This window comes from Nocardia coubleae NBRC 108252 (assembly GCF_001612805.1).
Taxonomy (GTDB): Bacteria; Actinomycetota; Actinomycetes; order Mycobacteriales; family Mycobacteriaceae; genus Nocardia; species Nocardia coubleae.
In genome coordinates this window covers 249,860-269,827 of sequence record NZ_BDBD01000018.1, presented here as the reverse complement: position 1 = coordinate 269,827, position 19,968 = coordinate 249,860, and the positions used below count along the sequence as shown (strand labels likewise).

Annotated in this window: 2 protein-coding genes; both read right to left on the bottom strand. The window is 70.9% G+C overall.

The genetic code is table 11. From position 1 onward, the window contains the following. Positions 1–5: 5 nt before the first annotated feature. Complete coding sequence (locus tag NCO8_RS18300) at positions 6–755, bottom strand: toxin-antitoxin system YwqK family antitoxin (RefSeq protein WP_067641156.1); 750 nt, start codon at positions 753–755, stop codon at positions 6–8. After that, a complete protein-coding gene (locus tag NCO8_RS18295) occupies positions 748–19,752 on the bottom strand; it encodes a WXG100-like domain-containing protein (protein WP_067641154.1) in 19,005 nt (6,334 codons plus the stop codon). Before NCO8_RS18295 ends, NCO8_RS18300 begins: the two co-directional genes overlap by 8 nt. Positions 19,753–19,968: the final 216 nt, after the last annotated feature.

Below are 19,968 nucleotides of genomic sequence, written 5' to 3'. Positions count from 1 at the left end.
TTCGTCTAGTCCCGGTGCTCGCCGTACCGCGCGATCACGGCGCCGGACTCGTCCCACACGGTGCGGGTGAGCAGGGCGCCGTCGGGGGCGAAGACGGTTTCTTCCTCGATGTTCCCGTCGGGGAACCAGGTGGTCCAGGTGCCGACCTCGTGCCGGTCGGCGTACTCGCCGCGCAAGCGTGGGGTGCCGTCGAGGTACCACGCCCGGGTCGGTCCGTCGCGGTATCCGTCTGCGTAGGTGGACAATTCGGTGATGGGGGCGCTCGGTGCGGGGCGGCGGAACTCCTGACCGGTGAACGGTTCGCCGCGGTAGTACCTGCGGATTTCCTCGTCGTCCCACCGCAATTCGGGGTCGTCGGCGGAGATCGCGTCGGCGGTGATGCCCTTGCGGGTGCGCTCGTCGGCGAATTCGACCAGCTCCCCCGCCTCGTTCCACACCGAGTGGGTGAGCAGCACACCGTCGATGTCGTAGACGTCTTCGAGGCGGCGGGAACCGTCGGGGTACCACTCCTGCCAGGTGCCGACGGGGCGGTTGCGATAGAACTCGCCGTTGTAGCGCATGGTCCCGTCGGGGTACCAACCCGACCAGTCGCCGTCGCGGTCGCCGTCGTCGTAGCTCCAGTACTCGCGCCACGTGCCGTCGGGGCGGGTGTGGGTCACCGCACCGCTGTAGGGCTCGCCGCGGTACGACAACCGGCCGGTCGCCGGGTCGATTCGCACGTCCGGATCGTTCCATTCGATCGGATCGTCACTCACCTGGGGAAACCTCTCCGATCGGTCGAGCACGGTCGCTGAAGATTGTCATCCGGTCGGCCGGATCGGCAACCACGTTACGGATCAGCAGACCCAGGTCCAGCTCCGGTGGCAGGGCCGGGTAGATCAGCTCACCCATCGGCCTGCCGTTCACGGCCACGCTGAACCGCGTCATCCGCTGCGGTGATCGTTCCCAGCCCACCTGCGCGAGACCGCTCAACTCGATCGGCTGGATGCCCACCTGCACCATCAACCGCTCGCCGAGCCGGTAGAAGACCACCGTCACACCACCGAGATCGGCATACAGCCCGTCGGTGCCCGACAGTCCAGGCGGCGCGGGACGCAACGACCCGGTCTGCGGATCGAATTCGGCGGGCAGACCACCCGCGTACGGACGGACCACCACCACAGCCGGCTCGGCGGGCATCCGATACTCCGCCCCGTACGGCCTGCGCTGCCCCTGCCGCCCACCATTCGGCGGCAGAACCGGCGGCGGATACATCGGCGCCCCGCCCGCCGAGTACCCGTTCCCCGCCTGCTGAGTTCCGTACCCACCCTGACCGTGCCCAGGTGCGGAGGACTGCCCGTTTCCCGGCGGATACGGCTGGTCGCCACCGACGAACGGTTGCGCGTAACCCGGCTGCTGATAGGGGTTTCCGTTCCCCGGTTGGTAGGGCTGAGCGTTGCCCGGCTGGAAGGATTGACCGTTCCCTGGTGGGTACGGTTGGCCGTTTCCGGGCGGGTAGGACTCGCCGTTGCCCGGGGAGTACGGCTGACCGCTCCCGGGCACAAACGGCTGACCATCGCCCGGCTTGAACGGCTGGCCGTTGCCCGGGGGGAACAGCTGGCTGTTGCCCGACTGGTGCGACTGACCATTCCCCGGGGGGAACACGTGGTCGTTCCCAGGAATGTGGGGCTGACCGTTGCTCGCCGTGTAGGGCTGGCCGTTGGCCGGTGGGAACGAGTGGTCAGGCCCTGGTGGGAACGGCTGGTTGATCCCCGGCGGATTGGGCTGGCCGTGTCCCGGTGGGAACGGCAGGCCGTCCGGCGGGGTGGGCATGACCGACCCCGGCGGCGGCGTCATCCACGGCGGAAGCGGTGGAATGCTCGGCCTTTCGCTCGGCGGCGTCGGGGGAACGGGCCATGGTGGCGGGGTCGGTTCGCCCGGCGTCGGGTCCGACGGCAACGGGAGCTGAGGTGGAACCGGGGGTACCGGCGGTACGGGAGGCACCGGCAGCTCCGGCGGCACCGGCAGCTCCGGCGGCACCGGCAATTCCGGCGGCACCGGCGGTTTCGGGGGCACCGGAGGTTCCGGAGGCAGTGGAAGCTCCGGCGGCTCAGGCAACTTCGGCGGCACCGGGGGTACAGGAGGCTGCGGAGGCACCGGCGGATCTGGCGGAATCGGCGGTTCCGGCGGCACAGGAGGCACCGGCGGTTCCGGCGGCACGGGAGGCACCGGCGGCTGCGGAGGCTGCGGAGGCTGCGGAGGCACCGGCGGCACGGGTGGCTGCGGAGGCACCGGCGGCACGGGTGGCTGCGGCGGCACAGGGGGTTCCGGCGGGCACGGTTTGTCCGGCGGAATCGGAGGAAGCGGTGGTTGCTCAGGCGGGCGCGGGGGCTCGGGCTGACGCGGAGGCTCCGGTGGGCGCGGAGGATCGGATGGTTCTGGAGTTACTTCCAGTGGGGGTACAGGCCACTCGACAGGGTCGAACAGTGGGACTTCGAGCTCCACCTCGTACTCGTGCGGGGGGTGTGGAATGTGCGACCGGTAGGCCGAACCGGGCAGCTCCCGGCGCGCGCGTGGTCGCTCCCCGTCCGCACTCGGCGGCGGGACCTGCTGACCCGGGTCGAATCCCTTGTCCGGGTCCGCCGCGTCGTCCGATTCCGGAGAACCAGGTGGACGACGGCGCGAACCATCGGCGTCCGCACCGTTCGACTCCGACGAACCGGCACCGGCATCGACGCCCGGATCGGTGTCGACATCGTGCGACGTGAAAGGACGACCGGTGGCCTGTGCGGGGTCGGGCCCCTTCGGGATGCCCGGATCCCCCGGGTCGGTCCCCGGATCGAGCACCACAGGATCACCCGCATCGAGCCCAGCCTCCGCATGGCGGCCACCCTGGGAGTGGTTACGGTCCTGCGGAATACCCGGGTCACCTGGATCGGTCACCGGATCGAGCAGCGGTGGGGCCGAGGCGTCGTCACCGGTTGTGCGGGACTCCGGTTCGGTGGCGGGCCGTGGCCGGGGAGCAGGTTCACCGCGGTTCTCCGCCGGGGACAGTTCCTGCGGCTGCTCGCTGTTCCGAGTGTCCTTGTCGCCGTTGGCATCCGCGCCAACCGGCAAGCCCGGACGGGTCGGGGTTCCTGGCACGGATGGGGTCGGCGGTTCGGGGTTCGGCGACCGGGGTGTGGACTCGCCGGATGACGCGTCAAGGGCCGGGGTATCCGCCCCACCGAGCTCGGGGTCGGTCACGAACGGCTCGGAGAGCAGGGCGCGCAGGCGGGCGATATCGGCGGCCGCCTGGCGGATCTCGTCGCGGATCTGCTCGTGGACTCGGGCGAGTTTGTCCAGGGTGAGGCGTTCGTGCTTGTCGATGCGGCCGTCGCGGAACCACTCGTAGACCTGGGCGACCTTCTCGTCGTCCGCGTCGGTGAGGTCGGCGCCGAGCAGGCGCGCGTGGTCGCGGCTCGGCCCGGGGGTGGCGTCGGCGGGAGCGGGGGGTAGCGGGGTGCGGTCGGTGAGGTCGTCGGCGCCGACTTCGCGCAGGAAGTCCAGGGCATCGCGGTCGTGGACCGGTGGGTCGTCGCCGACCGCGCGGGGGTCGGTCTCGGGGTTGTAGACCAGGTTCTCGGCGTACGGGTCGACCTTCGCCAGCGCCCGCACGTAGTCGGCGAGCGGACCGGTGAGATCGTCGAGGTCACCGCGGGCCGCGCGGTTGGACACTGCCTCGGCCAAGACCGCGGCGTCCAGCGGCAGCCCGCCGCGCGGCAGACCGAGATGCGGGGCGAGCGCGTCACGTGCGGCGTCGACGGCGACCGGGTCGAGCGCGCGCAGCAGCTTCGCGTAGGCGGTGAGGTCCTTGGCGCGCTGTCGGTGCAGCTCCACCCGGGTTCCGGTGTCGGCGAACCGCTCGGCGACGAGTTCCGGGCCGAGATCGTTCGGCTCGACGCCGAAGCGCAGCGCCATGTTGCTGCGTACGTCGTGCAGGGCGTTGAAGTTGTCGACGGCATCGGTGGTGAGCGCGTAGTCGACGGACGCCTCGAGCTGCCTGGCTCGCACCTGGTTGGCGCGTTCCAGTTCGGACAGCAGCGTGTTCAGCCGCTCCCCCGACAGGTTCGTCGGGTCGTCGATGCCGAGCCGCTCGGCCACGTCGGCGATCTCGGCCCGCACCTCGGTCAGCGAACGTGGTTGTGCCACCGGCTGATCCGTGGCGACCACGGGCAGGTTCTCGTCCGGCGTGCCGTGCCGCGGCGGAGTCTCGATCATCCGCCACGGACCGGTGCCCTCGCGCACCATGGTGGCGTCGACGGTGCGGCCGTCGACCTCGCCGCGCAGGTGCCGGACCTCCGGCGCGTCCACCTCGCTCACCCGCACGCGCCCTTGATCGTCGACCCCGACGATCCTGATCTGGATGTCGACCTCGCCCCGGTTGAGCCGGTCGATGAAGTCGGTGTCGGCCTCGGCCAACGCGCGCGCCAGCGCCGCTTCCTGCCCGGCGCCGGTGTCGACGATCGCGATGGTCCCGTTCTCGGTGTCGACCACCAACCGGTCGCCGGTGTCACTGTCACCGAAATCCGCTGTCCGACGGCGTAATTCGTCGAAGGTGCCGATGTTGTCGTCGAGTTGTCCACGCAGCCGCGCGATCTCACCGTCCAGATCACGGACCAGGGCCTCGAGATCGGCCGCGGCCAGATGCGCCCAGGTGGACCGCTCGTCACGCAGCCCCGCGCGCCGCAGCGCGTCGTCGAAGATCTTGCGGGCGTCCTCGGCGTGGACGGTCTGGGATCCACCGTCGTCGCTGAGGTCGGGCCAGATGTCGACCCATTCGCCGCCGTTGTTCACCCCGCGCCAGTTCAGCATGTCGAAGCTGAACTTGTCGCCTCTGGCCGCGACGACTTCCTTCAGGTAGGCACCGAGCGGATCCTTGCTGAAGAAGTTGGCCGGCCGGAACGGGATGTCGGCGTTCTCGATATTGAAGAACCTGGCCGCGGCCTCGAGTGCCTGGATCACGCCCGCACGACGCAGCACCCGGTACTCGGCCTCGGCCAGCGCCTTTCGCAGGCCCTCTTCGCTGAAATCGGTGATCCGTACCCCGAGTTCGCGGGCGAGCGCGTCGATCACGGTGGCGTCGGCGATGCGCTGATTCACGGCGTCGACCACGTCCCGCAGCCACGGCGGCAGCTGCTCGGCGACCTCAGGCGCCTGGTCCGCACGGTCGGTGACTCGAGGCGGTTCGACGGAATCCGGGATTTCCTTCGGCTCCCGCGCGGCCAGTTCCGCCGGTGTGAGGCTTTCCGGTTCCAGCAGATGCTCGAGGCCCGCGTCGCGCAGTTCCTGTTCGATCTGGCGACGCAGTGCGGGATCGGCGTCGGAGATCCACGGCTTGTATTCCGTGCCGTCCATGTTCCGCAGCGGCAGGAATTCACCGGCCTGGTCGGCGATACGCGCGGACAGGTGCTTGAGGATCGGCACCAGCTCCCTCTTGCGCCACATCTCGATGCCCTCTTTGAGGATGCGCACCGGGTTGAACTTGATCTGCAACTGGTCGTACTCGCCACCGGGCGCGTTGGGTGTCGCGTCCTTGGTCGAGGTGAGTGGCAGACCGGCGCTGTGCCCGAGCACCGACTGACCCGCGCTGTCCAGGCTGGACCCGGACGGGTACTTCGGGTTCTCGCCGTAGAAGCCGCGGTTGACGATCCGGTCCCAGAGGCGGCGCAGCCAGTTCTTCTTCGGCACCTCGACGGCCTTCTCGGTGGCCGGCGCCGGTGGTGTCGGTTCCGGACGTGCCACGGGTTCCAGGTGCCAGGCGTCCGGTCCGTCCTCGACGCGCCGGACCAGGGTCTGGTCGCCGTCGACATCGACCGACAGCATGCGGTCGTCGAGTTCGGTGCGGGCCAGGCGGTCGAGGTGGGCCAGGTCGGCGGCGTCGCGGGCCACCGCGGCACGCGAGCGGGCGATGTCGTCGGCGGCGCGGGCCGGCCCCGGATCGGCGGGCAGCCCGAGCCGCGCCGCCCAGCGCCGGGCGGCGGCTTCACGCACGGCCCGCTGCCGCGGATCGGTCGCCGCCTCGGCGTGGCGCACGGACGAGGCGAACGCCTCCACCGCACCGGCGCGCAACGCCTGCCGGTAGCGGGCGGAATCGAGTGAACCGGGATCGGTCGGGTCGACGCCGAAGCGGGTTGCCAACCGATCCAGCGCCTGGCGTGCGGGTTCCATGCGTGGTCCGCCGGGCCGCTGGGTGCCGTCCTCCGGCGGCAGGATCGCGGTCGGGCGCAGCGGTTCGGCCGACGGGTTCGGTTCCGGTTCGGTGCCGAGCGCCTGCCGCGAACTGTCGTCCAGACCCGCCCGGCGCAGGTCGTCGGCGATCTGGGCGCGCACCTCGGGATCGCCCTCGACCCGCCACTGGTCCAGGCCGTCGTCCAGCTGATCCAGATTCAGCGGCTCGTAGTCGTCCGGGTAGCGCATCGGCCCACCCAGGTCGGCCTCGGGATCCAATGCGCTGTCGAGGAATCCGCGGGCCCGCGCCATGTCGGCCAGCTCGGCCAGCGCGCCCAACGGATCGCGCTGACCGGTCAGTGCGTCACCCAGGCCAAGCCCCTCGGCCAGCCTGCGTACCCGCTCGGCCTGTTCCGGGGTCAGCGGCGGCGCGTCGGCCTGCGCCGACGGCGGCAGATCACCCAGGTCACGCAGGAACCGGCGCACATCGTCGATGCGGTCGGTGCGCTGTTCGGGCCGGTTCGGCGGAGCCTCCGAAACACCCGGGTCCGCTGCGTCGGGCACCGCCAGTTCAGCGGGTGGTTGCGGCAAACCTCGGTCGAACGGCGACGAATTCTTCGACGGCTCTTCGGGTTCCGGGCTCAGCGCGGTCGACGGTTGGGCAGGCGGCTTCGACGGTGGACCGCCTGGCGCGGGTCGAGGCGCGGGCGGCTCACCCGAATCTTCGTCACCACGCGAATCGGGATCGGGGGGCGGGGTCGGCGAGTCCGTCGAGGTGTCCGCGGACGGACCGTCCAGGGCGCGTCGGTCGGCGGCGCCGAGGTCGGGGTCGGTGACGAACGGTTCGTTCAACAGGTCGCGGAGTCGGGCGATGTCGGCGGCGCGCAGGCGGATCTCGTCGCGGATCTGCGCGTGGACCTCGGCGAGCTGCGCGAGGGTGAGGCGTTCGTGCTTGTCGATGCGGCCGTCGCGGAACCACTCGTAGACCTGGGCGACGCGCCGGTCGTCGGCGTCGGTGAGGTCGACGCCGAGCAGGCGCGCGTGGTCGCGGCTCGGCCCGGGGGTCGCATCGGCCGGGGCCGGTGGCAGCGGCGAGCGGTCGGTGAGGTCGTCGGCGCCGACTTCGCGCAGGAAGTCCAGGGCGTCGCGGTCGTGCACGGGCGGATCGTCGCTGACGGCGCGCGGATCGGCGTCGGGGTTGTAGACCAGGTTCTCGGCGTACGGGTCGATGTCGGCCAGGGCGCGCATGTAGTCGGTCAGCGGACCGATCAGGTCGTCGAGGTTGCCGCGACCGACCCGGTTGGACAGCGCTTCGGCCAGGGCGGCGGCGTCCAGCGGGAGACCGCCGCGCGGCAGGCCGAGATGCGGGGCGAGCGCGTCGCGCGCGGCATCGACCGCGCCGGAATCCAACTCGTGCAACAGCTTCGCGTAATCGGTGAGGTCCGCCGCGCGCTGTCGGTGCAACTCCACCCGCGTGCTCGGGTCGGCGAACCCGCGCGCGACCACCTCCGGGGTGAGCGCCTGGGCCGGAACGCCGAAGCGCAGGGCCAGCGCGCCGCGGGCGGTGTGCAGGGCGTTGAAGTTGTGGATCGCGTCGGCGCTGCGCGCGTAGTCGACCAGGCCCTCCACTTGCCGGGCTCGCACCTGGTTGCCCCGGTCCAGGTCGGACAGCAGGGTCTGCAACTGCTCACGCGACAGCGTCGTCGGGTCGCCGATCCCGAGCCGCTGCGCCACCTCGGCGAGCTCGGCCCGCACCTCGGCCAGCGAACGTGGTTCCGGCACAGGCGGATTCGTCGCGTCCGGCACGGCGGGCACCGGTGCGTCCGCTTCGCCGCGCGTCGGGGGTGCGTCGATCATTCGCCACGGCGTCGTGCCGTCGCGCACCATCGTCGCGTCGACGGTGTGTCCGCCTACCTCGGTGCGCAGGTGACGAACCTCTGGTGGGTCCACCTCGAGCAGGTGCACCCGGCCACTGTCATCGATGCCGACCAAGCGGATCTCGATGTCGACCTCGCCGCGGTTGAGCCGGTCGATGAAGTCCGCGTCGGCCTCGGCCAACGCGCGCGCCAACGCCGGCTCGTGCCCGGCCCCGGTGTCGACGATCGCGATCCTGCCGTTCTCGGTGTCGACCACCAGCCGGTCGCCGGTGTCGGTGTCGGTGTCACCGAAATCGGCTACGCGACGGCGGAATTCGTCCAGTACTCCGATATTGCCGTCGAGTTGCGTGCGCAGCCGTGCGATCTCGCCGTCCAGGTCGCGCACCAGCGCCTCGAGATCGGCACCGGCCAGGTGCGCCCAGGTGGACCGCTCGTCACGCAGCCCGGTGCGGCGCAGTGCGTCGTCGAAGATCTTGCGGGCGTCCTCGGCCAGGACGGTCGGATCGTCGCCGTCGTCGCTCAGATCCGCCCACGGGTGCACCCATTCGCCGCCGTTGTTCACCCCGCGCCAGTTCAGCATGTCGAAGTCGAACTTGCTGCCCTTGGCCGCGACGACTTCCTTGAGGTAGGCGCCGAGCGGGTCCTTGCTGTCGATATTGGCAGGGCGGAACGGGATGTCGGCGTTTTCGATATTGAAGAACCTGGCGGCGGCCTCGAGTGCCTGGATCACCCCGTCACGACGCAACAGCCGGTATTCGGCCTCGGCCAGCGCCTTGCGCAGACCCGCTTCGCTGAAATCGGTGATCTGGACGCCGAGTTCGTGCGCCAGTGCCTCGAGCACGGTCGCGTCGGCGATGCGGTTGTTCACCGCGTCCACCACGTCCCGCAACCACGACGGCAGCGGCTCCGTGGCCGCGGGGATCTCGTCACCGGAGCGCGAAACCTGCACCGGCTCAGCGGATTCCGGAAGCTGCGCGGTGTCGCGGGCGGCCAGTTCCGCCGGTGTCAGACTCTCCGGTTCCAGCAAATGTTGCAGGCCGGCGTCGCGCAGGTCCTGTTCGATCTGGCGGCGCAGTGCGGGATCGGCGTCGGAGATCCACGGCTTGTATTCGGTGCCGTCCAGATTGCGCAGCGGCAGGAACTCACCGGCCTGGTCGGCGATTCGGGAGGACAGGTGCTTGAGGATCGGCACGAGTTCACGGTTCTGCCACATGTACACGCCCTCTTTGAGGATGCGCACCGGGTTGAACTTGATCTGGAGCTGGTCGTACTCGCCACCGGGGGCGTTGGGGGTCGCGTCCTTGGTCGCGGTGAGCGGCACGCCCGCGCTGTGTCCGAGCATGGATTGGCCGGCGCCGTCGATACTCGAACCGGACGGGTACTTCGGGTTGTCGCCGAAATACCCGCGGTCGAAGACCGCGTCCCACAGCCTGCGCAGCCACGTCTTCTTCTTCGTCGGCGTCTCGACCGCCTGCTCGGTGGCCGGCGCCGGTGGCGTGGGTTCGGGCCGTGCCACGGGTTCCAGGTGCCAAGCGTCGGGCCCGTCGACCACGACCCGCACCAGCATCTTCTCGCCGTCGACATCGAGCGAGAGCACTCGGTCGTCGAGGTCGGTGTGCAGCAGGTGATCCAGATGCGCGAGGTCACTCGCCTCGCGGGTCACCCCGGCGCGCAGCCGGTTGATGTCGTCGGCGGCGCGGGTGAGCCCCGGATCGGCGGGCAGCCCGAGTCGGGCACCCCAGCGGCGCGCCACCGCTTCCCGCAGTGCCCGCTGTTGCGGATCGGTCGCCGCCTCCGCATGACGCACCGCCGACGCGAAGGCCTCCACCGCCCCGGCGCGCAGCAACTGCCGGTAGCGCGCGGCGTCGAGCGATCCGGGGTCGGTGGGATCGACGCCGAACCTGGCCGTCAACCGGTCCAACGCCTGCCGGCCCGGCTCGACCCGCGGGCCGCCCGGTCGCTGGGCGCCGTCCTCGGGCGGCAGGATCGCGGTCGGGCGCAGCGGCTGGGCCTGCGCGTCCGGGTCCGGTTCGGTGCCCAGCGCGGGTGGGGTGTCGTCGTCGAGGCCGGCCCGGCGCAGGTCGTCGGCGATCTCCGCGCGGACCTCGGGATCGCCCTCGACTCGCCACTGGTCCAGGCCGTCCTGCAGTTCGTCGCCGTCGAGCGGTTCGTAGTCGTCCGGGTACCGCATCGGCGCACCCAGGTCGGCCTCGGCATCCAATGCACTGTCGAGGAATCCGCGCGCACGGGCCATGTCGGCGATCTCGGCCAACGCGCCGAGCGGATCGCGCTGACCGGTGAGCGCGTCGCCGAGACCGAGCGCCTCGGCGAGCCTGCGCACCTGCTCGGCCTGCTCGGCGGTCAGCGGCGGCGCGTCCGCGTGCACCGACGGCGGGAGATCAGCGAGTTCCCGCAGGAACTGGCGCACGTCGTCGAGGGCATCGCTGCGCTGGGGAGCGCGCCGCGGTGGATTCTCCGCGGCCGCGTTCTCGTCGACCTGAGGCGTGGACTCGTCCGGCACAGCGAGCTCCGCGGGCGGTTTCGGAAGACCGGTATCGAACCAGGACGAAACCTTCGGCGGCTCTTCGGGTTCCGGACTCGGCGCCGTCGGCGGACGCGCGGGCGGCTTCGACGGCGGGCCACCTGGGTCGGTCGTCGGCGCGGGCGGATCGGCGTCACCGTCGTCGTCACGCCGATCGGTGCCCTCGGGGAGGTCGCGGTTCGTCTCGGCACCGTCCCCGTCCGGTCCGGCAGGCTCCCGCCCACCCTGACGCTCCACCGCGGCGGCGAACCGGGCCGCCATTTCCGCACGGGCGGCATCGAATTGCTGCTGGGCGCGCAGATACGACTCGAGAGCTTGGGCATCGGCGAGGGCCTCGGCCGCCAAGTCCTCCGGCCGGGTCTGAGTGGCCTCGGCCAGTTCGGCGCGCAACGCGTCGAACTTCTGCTGGGCCGCGAGGAAGGATTCGAGCGCGGCCAGGTCGGCCGCGCGTACGGCGAGATCGTCCGAGGATTCGTCGCCGCGTCGGGTGGCTGTGTCCGCTTCCTGGGTGGCCAGTTCCTCGAAGCGGGCGGCGATCTCGGCTTGCGCGGCATCGAATTCGCGCTGTGCGCGCAGGTACGACTGCAACGCCGCCAGGTCGGCGTCGGCGCTGTCGAGTTCGCGCAGAGAGTCGTCCAATGCCGCGTCGGCCTGGTCGGCGCGCCGCTGATCGGCCTGGTCGGCCAGGCGGTTCTGGCGGTCGACGGCCTCGTCGATCCGCGACAGCGGGTCGATCGGTCCGCCCGGACCGACCAGCTCGTCGAGCGAGGCGAGCGGTTCGGCCAGCTCGTCCGCGACCTCGTCGAGCTTGCGCATGGTCTCATCGGGCTCGCCGTCGGCCCGGTCATCGGGTTCGGCGCCACGCTCCGGTGCCGAGTCCCCCGGCAGCGGTGCGGGCTCGGCACCCCCGTGCGGCCTGGCCGAGGTGGCATCGCCGGGCGGCAGGTCGGTGGGTCGGTAGAGCTCGTCGGCGAGCGCCTTCAACTGCTCGATCCGCTCGGTCCTGAGACGGATCTCCTCGCGGATCGCGGCGATCTCGGCGGTCAATTCCGCCGGGCTGAGGCCCTCGTGCTTTTCGATCTTGCCGTCGCGGTACGCCTCGTAGATCTCGACGAACTTGGCGTCGTCGGCGGTCGACACATCCACACCGACCAACCGTGCCCAGTCCCGATGCGGTTGCGGCCGTGGATCATTCGGCCCGACGGGTTGGTCGGCACCGTAGGAGCGGGCCACGTTGTCGGCGACCTGGGCCGCGAAATCCACCGGGCGGCCACCGGGTTCGGCGGCGCCGACCACATCGCGCAGCGAGTGCAGCGCGGAGTGATCGTAGATGTGTGGGTCTCCGGTGGTGCGTGGGTCACGCGCCATGCTGCCGGCGGGATGATCGCTGTACGGGTCGATCCGCATCAGCGCGTCGGCGTAGGCGGCGAGGGCGTCGCGGGCGAAGTCGCCGCCGCCGTGCCGGTGCATCCGGGTGACGAGCTTGCGCAGCGCGGCCGGATCGATCCCGGTTTCGGCCCGGCTCACCCGGGACCGCCCCGTGCGCGGATCGGTCACACTGACCTTGGGCCGCAACCGTTCCTGGTTGTCCGGGCTCAGCGCCCGGATCAGCGCTTCCTGCGCGGCCTCGACCGTCGCGGCGTCGACATTGCGCAGTTGCTGGGAGTAGCCGGCGGTCGAACGCGGTTCGCGCTGCGGGCCGTCGAGCAGGTCCTCGAACTGTTGTTGCCGGGTGCCGCGCCGCTGCTTCGGATCGGCCAGTGCTTCGGCGATCCGCCGCGGGGTGAGGTCATTCTCGGGGATCCCGAGCCGCGTGGCGAGCTGGTCGCGCGCGTCACCGATCAGGTTGAACGTCTCGATGTCGGCCATCGTGCGGGCGTAGTCGGCCAATGCCTCGGCCTGCCCGGCGCGCACGGCATTGTCCAGGTGCAGCGCGCGAATGGTCGCGTCGATGGCGGACGGGTGCAACGCGGCGGGGCCGAGGCCGAGATCCCGTGCCAGGTCGACGATCTCGCGCACCATGTCGGCGCGGTCGCGTGGGGTCGGCGACGGTTCGGGCGCGGCCTGCACCGGCCGCCACCGGCCGCCGTCGTCGCGCATCATCGTCACCTGCAGCTCGGCGCCGTCGACGGTGCGCCGGATGTGTTGCACCTCCGGGGTGGCCACCGGGTCGAGGAACTGCCTGCCCGCACCGTCGGTGTGCACGGCCCGGAAGTCCGGTCGCAGCCGGCCGTTGTCGATATCGGCGGCCAGTTCCGGGTTGTCCCGCAGGGCACCGGCCAACGCCTGTTCACGATCGAGCGGCCCGTCGACGACGAGCAACCGGTCGGGTCCACCGTCGGCGTGGGGCACGCGGGCAACCTGATCGCCGTAGGAGCGCCCGAGCGGTTCCGTGCCGTCGCCCTGCAGGATCGGCTGGGCGGCGGCGATGAAATCGGCCAGGTTCTGCGCCCTTTGGCGCGCCGAGTCGCGCAGCGCGTCGAGTGTCGGGCCCATCCGGTCACCGGACAGGTCACCGAGTTCGAGGCCGAACATCGCTGCCCAGCCGGACAATTCGTCGCGCAACTGATCACGGCGCAACGCGTGCTCGAAGAACTCCCGTGCCCGCGCCTCGTCTCGCCCCGGTTCCCGGTCGTCGGAGAAGCTGGCCCATTCGGGCAGCCGATCCGCGCCGTTGCCGACCCGGTCGTAGTCACGCAGCGCGGTGGCGCCCTCGAAGGCGACGATCAGGTCGCGCAGGAACCGGCCGAGCGGATCATTGTCGAGGAAGCTGACCTCCCGCGAGAACGGCACCGGACGCGGGGCGCTGGTGTCGCCCCAGTGGTTTCGGCGCGGTTCGGTTCCGGTGAGCTCGTCGTCGTCGTCGTAGTCGACGGTGTCGTCGCGCGGTTCACCCGAGTCGACCGCACGCGGACGATCCGGTCCGGGCAGGCCGCGGTCGTCGGCGGGCGTCGAGTCGGCGGGGTGGTCCGCGCGCCGGTAGGGACGGGTCTGCTCCTCCTCGGCCCGCCGCGCCGCGTCGGCCAGACCCTCGATCGCACCGATCTCGCGCAGCAGGCGGTGGCTCTGCCGATCGATCGCCCGGCGCAGGTCCAGCGGACCTTCGCCATCGAGGTCGATGCCGAGCCGTTCGGCCATGTCGGTGAGCGACTCGCCCTCGGGCGCCGGACCCGGCCGCTCCGGCGTCGAATCGACGGGCGGGATCGGCGCGTCCTCCATCGCCCGCGCCTCGTCGGTGTCGATGAGCCCGTTGAATTCCAGGTCGTCGACCAGGTCCTGACGCAACCGCGGGTCACGCGCGTTGTCGAACAGTTCCTTCAGGATGTCGCGTACCTCGTCGGGCTCCATCCGATCCGCCCGTAGCTCGCTGATCACGGTCTCGCGCACCGCGTTCGGGTCGGCGTCGCTGATCCAATGGCGGTATTCGGTGCCGTCCGGGAAGAACACCGGCCGGTAATCGCCTGCCACATCGGCCTGGCGACCGAGCACCGGACCGAAGATCGGGATGTGCTCACGATTGTGGTACCAGGTGAGCCCTTCGCGTCCGATCCTCGCCACGTTCAGCGCCGGGTCGCCCGGACCCGGCGGCGGCGCGCTCACCACCGGATGGTCGCCGGGCGGCGGCGCGGGCTGGGCCGGTGCGGGCGCCGGATCCGAGATCAGCTGCGCGCCACCGGTCACACCGTCGCGAATGGCGGTCTGGCCCCGGTGGTCGAGCCCGGAACCCGACGGGTACTTCAGGTTCAGCCCCACATACCCGGCGTTGAGATCGTCGACCAGCTTCCGCAGTGCGGTGCGGTTGTCGACCTCGCGAACCTCGGCGTTCTGACGCGCGGGCGCGTTCTGCGTGCTCTCGTCGCCGTCGTTGCGCGCGACCACCCACTGCCCGTCGGCCAGCTGGATGTGCAGCGCGACGACTTCCCCGTTGTCGCCGAGTTCGATCCGCACCTCGCGCCGCGGCGGTTCGGGTTCGGCGAATTCCGTGCTGTCGCGCCGGTCTTCGCTGTCGGCGTCCATGTAATCGATCGTGTCGTCGGCGGCGAGGCGATCGAGCGTGACGGGATCGATGGGCAGCGGTACGTCGGCCAGGATGTCGACGCCGTCGCGGACGAGGCGCAGCTCGGTGACACTCACCTTGCCCTTGTCCGAGGTGTGCACCAGCTTGTATTCGGCCCCCAATGTGCCGTCCTCGCGGGCAGCGATCAGCTGGGCGACGGCTTTGCGTAGCGCCATGCCCTCGACGCTGTCGGGGTCGAGCCCGCGCAGGCGCATCTGCTCCGGTGTCTCGTTGAGCAGGTACCGCAGATTCTGGTCGATCATCAGCGTGCGCCGCAGGTACTCGGGCGAACCCTGTTGCGCCTGCGCGATTTTGGAACCACCGAGGGTGGCGCCCACGCCCTTGGCCTCGACCACGAGCAGGATGGGCGCGTCGCCAGGACGCACCGGGGGCACGATCACGGCGATGTCGACGACATTGGCCCCGTCGAAGGCGTCGTCGAAGGTGAGCTGGATCGCGCCGGGACGGTTCAGCGCGTAGTCGAGTCCGGCGAGCTCGCCGAGTTGCTTGGACAGGTCGACCATCTTCGAGCCGAGCGCGAAGTACTTGCTCGCGGTGGACTCGAGCGCCATCAGCTTCGCTGCCTTGGCCTCCTTGTCCGCCTGCGACAGCGTCGGATCGTTCTCGACCGCGGCGGTCAGGTCGGCGATCTTGGTGGCGATCTTCTTCGGGGCGAGCTCATTGCGATCGGTGACGCCGAACTCGGCCATCAGCCGGTCGAGTTTGACCTGCTGCTTGCCGCGCTTGAGCTCCAGGTCGTCGCGCTGGGCGACCAGGTCGCGCAGTTCCGCGGCCCGATCGGGATCCTGCATCGTGTAGAGCTCGGTGTCGCCCTTGATCACCCGGTACTTGTAGTCGGCACCGGCCAGCGGGTCGGCGTCGCCCTGATAGAAGCCACCGGTGTCGTTTTGCAGCCGGAAGGCCTTGTCGCGGAAGGTGTCCGGCGGGTCGTCGTTGTGGTGCCAGGTGCCGTCCGGTTCGCGGTAGCTGTCCGGGCGGTCACCCGGCCGGAACAACGTGCCGTCCGGCCGCTGCTGCAGATCCGCCGCTTGTGGCTGACCGGTGTCGGGCGACGACCCGTCGGCATCGTCGTCGCCCATGAAGTCGGTCTCGGGGTACTCGGGCGAGACCAATCGGGGCTCGATGGTTGTGCCGTCCTCGGCGGCCCTTTCGATGTCGGAGTGGCGGATCGGGTCGACGCGCGGAGCGCCCTCGTCGATGATGTGGCCCGCGGTGCTCTCGGTGCCCTGCACCACCCTTGTGCAGTTGGCGCAGCACGGCGCTTCGCCCCGATTCGGCGCATAGGGCGAGTTGAGGATGGAGGCCAAGCCGTCGAAGTCCGTGGGGAGCTGGTCGGCGGGGTCGCGCTGCTGGTTGAGCAGTTCCCGGTCGTGCAGGGCGGCGTTGGTGCCACGAATCTCGGCGTGCCCGAGCGGATTGTCGTGGTGCGGGAAATGGGGTGGTCGGCCGCCGTTGTGGTAGACGTCCGCGGGGTCCTGGTAGCGAGAGACGTTGTCGTGCAACGTCGGATGCAATTCGGACGGATGGATGCGATGCGTCGACGGTCCGTTGGCTGCCTCGTACACCCGACCGGTCAGCCGGTCGATGGTGATAGAGGTGACGTGGCCGCGCCGGTTCGCCGACAGCAGGTCGGCTTCGGCCTTGGCCAGGCGCTTGGCGGGTGAATCGCCCGCCGCGGATTCGGCGGCGTCGGCGGCGAGGAAGGCGTCGAGGTCGGCCTTGGCCCGCGCGGCCGCTTCCTTGGCGGCCGCGACATCGTCACGGGCTCGCGTGACCTGGTCCTCGCTGCCCTCGCCGCGGGCGTGGGCGCTCTCGGCGTCCTTGAGCGCCTTGATGGCCTCGCGAACCCCGCGGCCGGCCTCGGATCGCTGCGTTTCCAGTGCCTTCTGCTGGGCCTTGCGCTGTTCGAATTCGGCGACGAGGGCCGCGTCCGGTGTCGCGGCGGCGACGAACGCGTCGCCGCGCTCGGCACTGAGCCGGTGGGAGAACTCGTCGATCGGTTCCCCGCCGACATGCGTGATCCGGGGCGGCTCCCCCGTGGTCTGCACCAGCGGGTCGCTCATGTCCAGCACGCCGAGCAGGTGCGCGTCCACGCCCGGTGTCCGGCTGAACGGTGCGTTGTCGGTCCCGGTTCCGGGTTCGAGGAACGACATCGCGGACGGGCGCGTCGGCGGATCCTGGTCGCTCATGAAGTCGACGAGTTCGCGGCTGTCACCGTCGAGGACATCACGATCGGACGAGTCGACGGGGTCGGTGTCCGGCCGCGGCGAGGTGGTGTCCGCGGGCTGGGTCGCCGTTTCCGGGCTGAACGTGCGCCACGACCCGCCGCGATCGATCACCGGCTCGGAGCCGGGTTCGCGCCGCACACCGACCCGATCGGTGGGCGCGGTGACGTCGACGCCGAGCTGGTCGGCGATGTACTGCGCCCAGCCGTCGGCATTGCCCGCGTGGCACGACAGCAACCGGATCGGGGTGCCTGGCACATAGTTCGGGTTGCCGCGGATCGCGTCGACGATGTCCTGCGGGTGCACCGGGTCGCCGTTGCTCGGTGTCACCGAGCCGTCGCGGCGCCCGTGCACGACCACGTCGTGGGCGCCGTCGTTGCGCACGTTCTCGGCGACGCGATGGGTGCGTGCGTCCTCGCCGATCGCCGTGCCCGTCGGGTGGTGGACGACGCCCTGGCCGTTGGGCAGGCGGGTGTCGTAGACGGGTCCGCTGTCGCTGTCGTCGCGCTGCGGCTGCCTGCGATCGTCGCTGTCGGTGCGGTCGCGGGCGGTGGTGTCGTCGGTGCTCGGACGCACCGGCCGCGCATCCGAACCCGGCCGTGCCGGACTCGTGCCGGGGTCGACGATCGGCAGGATCGCCGCGGCGTCGGTGAGCGGATCACGCACCTCGCCGTCGTCGACCCGAACCGGTTCGGCGGCGACCTCGGCCTCGGACCGGACCGGGGGCGCTTCACCGGGAGCGGCGTGCAGACCGTGCAGCGGAGTTTCGGCCAGACCGGCGCCGCTGCGTGGTTCGCTCGCGCCCGCCCGGATTTCACCATCGGGACGGGCGTCACCGTCGTTCTGCGCGTCGGTGGAGCGCGGCGCTTCGGCGACACCATCGCCACCGACTTCCGGTGTGCCGACACGACTCTCGGGCCCGGCTTGCACGCCATCGAGCGATCCGGCCCGCACCTCCGGCGAGCCAGGACGTCCGGCGGGTTGACCGCCCTGCGTCGACTGCTGACTCGGTGTCGACTGCTGACCCGGCGTCGACTGCTGACCGGGCGCGGCCTGCTGACTCGGCGCGGATTGTGCTGGCGCAGAAGACGATTGGCCGGGCGTCGCGGCCGGCTGCCCCGGCGTCGCCTGACCCGTGACAGGCGCCTGACCGGTCGCCCCGGGCACCGGTGCACCCGTGGCCGCCGGACCCGCACCGGCCACCCCACCCACCGGCGCCGCACCCGTCTGCGTTGTGGTGTCCCGGTTGACGGTCTGCGTGCCGTCGACCTGGTTGACCGGTTGCCCACTGGACTGCGCGTCGGTGCGAGTCCCATCGTTGACGCCCTCGCCGACCGGCGCGTCCGCCTCCGCCGCCCGCGAGGTATCGCCGCCGGAATCCGTCTGTGCCGCAGGGCTTTCCCCTCCGGCGCGCGCCCCACCGTCCTGCCGCCCACCGTCACCGGCCTGCGCGTCGCTCGTCTGGACCTCCGGCTTGGCTTCCTGCCGTCCGGTCGCGCCACCGCCGGTGTCGATGGCCCCCTGCCCGTCGTTGCTCGACTGCTGGTTCGCCTGCCCCGCCGAGGTGTCCGTCGTTGCGGGTGCCTCGGGCGTGACACCACCGGCCGGACGCATGGACTGGCTGTCGTCGCCCGCTCCGGCCCGCGTCTCGCCCGCGCTGTCGCCTTCGCCGCCCATGGTGTCGTCACCCGCACCCGCGCGCACGCCGTCGTCGCCGCCGGCACCGGTGGCGCCGTCCTCGCCGCCTGCCCGGTTCTCGCCGTCCGCACCGGGACGGTTGGTCGAGCCGTCGCCACCGGCGGTGTTGGTGTCGAGCCCGAAATTGCCGAGGTCGTAGCCAGGACCCATAGCGTCGCGGATCTGCGAGCTGAAGCTCGGGCGCTCGAACAGGCCGGGGTTCATCTTGTTCCACGCGGCGTTGGCGCCCGCCTTGTTCAGACCCGAGATGCCACCGTTGGTGGCACCGGCGCTCCACATGAGCGGGTCGCTCGCCGCGGTCTTCAGGTTGTCCCAGGCCTTGTCCCAGCCCTGCGTGAACCCGTCGTAGCCGAACTGGCCGAGCATGCCGCCACCGGCACCGGCCAGACCGGCGCCGGTTCCCGTGATGGCGCCCTTGAGGAACGGCGACATATTGTCCCCGAGCCGCTTGCCGAGGAAATTGGCGAACGGGCCGGCCGCGAGACCACCCGCGGCGGAGCTCACCGCCGCCGCCTTCACCTGGTTCCAGTCGACTTCCTTGCGGTGCCCCTGGTCCACCTGCCACTGCTGGGCGCCCAGTTCCTGCAGGGTGCCGAGCACCGTGTCGATGGCCACGTGCTGGCCGACGAACTTTATCGCGCGCGTCAGAGCGGCCTTGGTGGCGTGGCGCAGAATCGCGGCGAGCACGCGACCGAAGATGCCGCGCGCCACCACCCGGGTGACGCCGATCGCGGCGGCCTGCACGGCGGGTGCTGTCGGCGGAAACAGCCACGCCGCAGCGATTTCCAGCGCGAGCAGTCCCAGCGAGGACAGGAACATGATCTTGGTGTATTCGATCTCGGTGCCGGTCTGGTACACCGAATCACCGAGGACGTCGAACAACTCGGCCAGTTTGGTGACCGACTGATCGCCGCGCGCCATCGACTCGAAGTCGCGGAGCATGTCGTCGACACCCTCACCGAACGGATATGCCTTGTACGCAGCGGCTTTCGCGGCATCGATGTCGTCGACGAGACCACGAAGGGCGTCGGCGGCCGCGCGCCAGTCCTCAGCCATGGCCCACATCTCGTCTTCATTGCCCTCTGGCCATTCCATACCGGCAAGAATCGAGAGCCAATGCAGCTCGGACGGCAGATCGATCATCGGGGGCTATGTCACCAGCTCGAGTCCGTGAACGCCGTCATCGCCCCTCATCCTCCCAGCCGTGCCGCCTTTCGAGCACACCACAACTCGTTCGCCTCCGCAACAACAGTGACAGGGATCGGCGAACCGGCGGTGACCGACGAGTGAACGCGGGCCGTCCGCCAACCGCCCCACCGGCGTCGAACTTGACGACCAGGCACCGCGCGCGAAGGATCG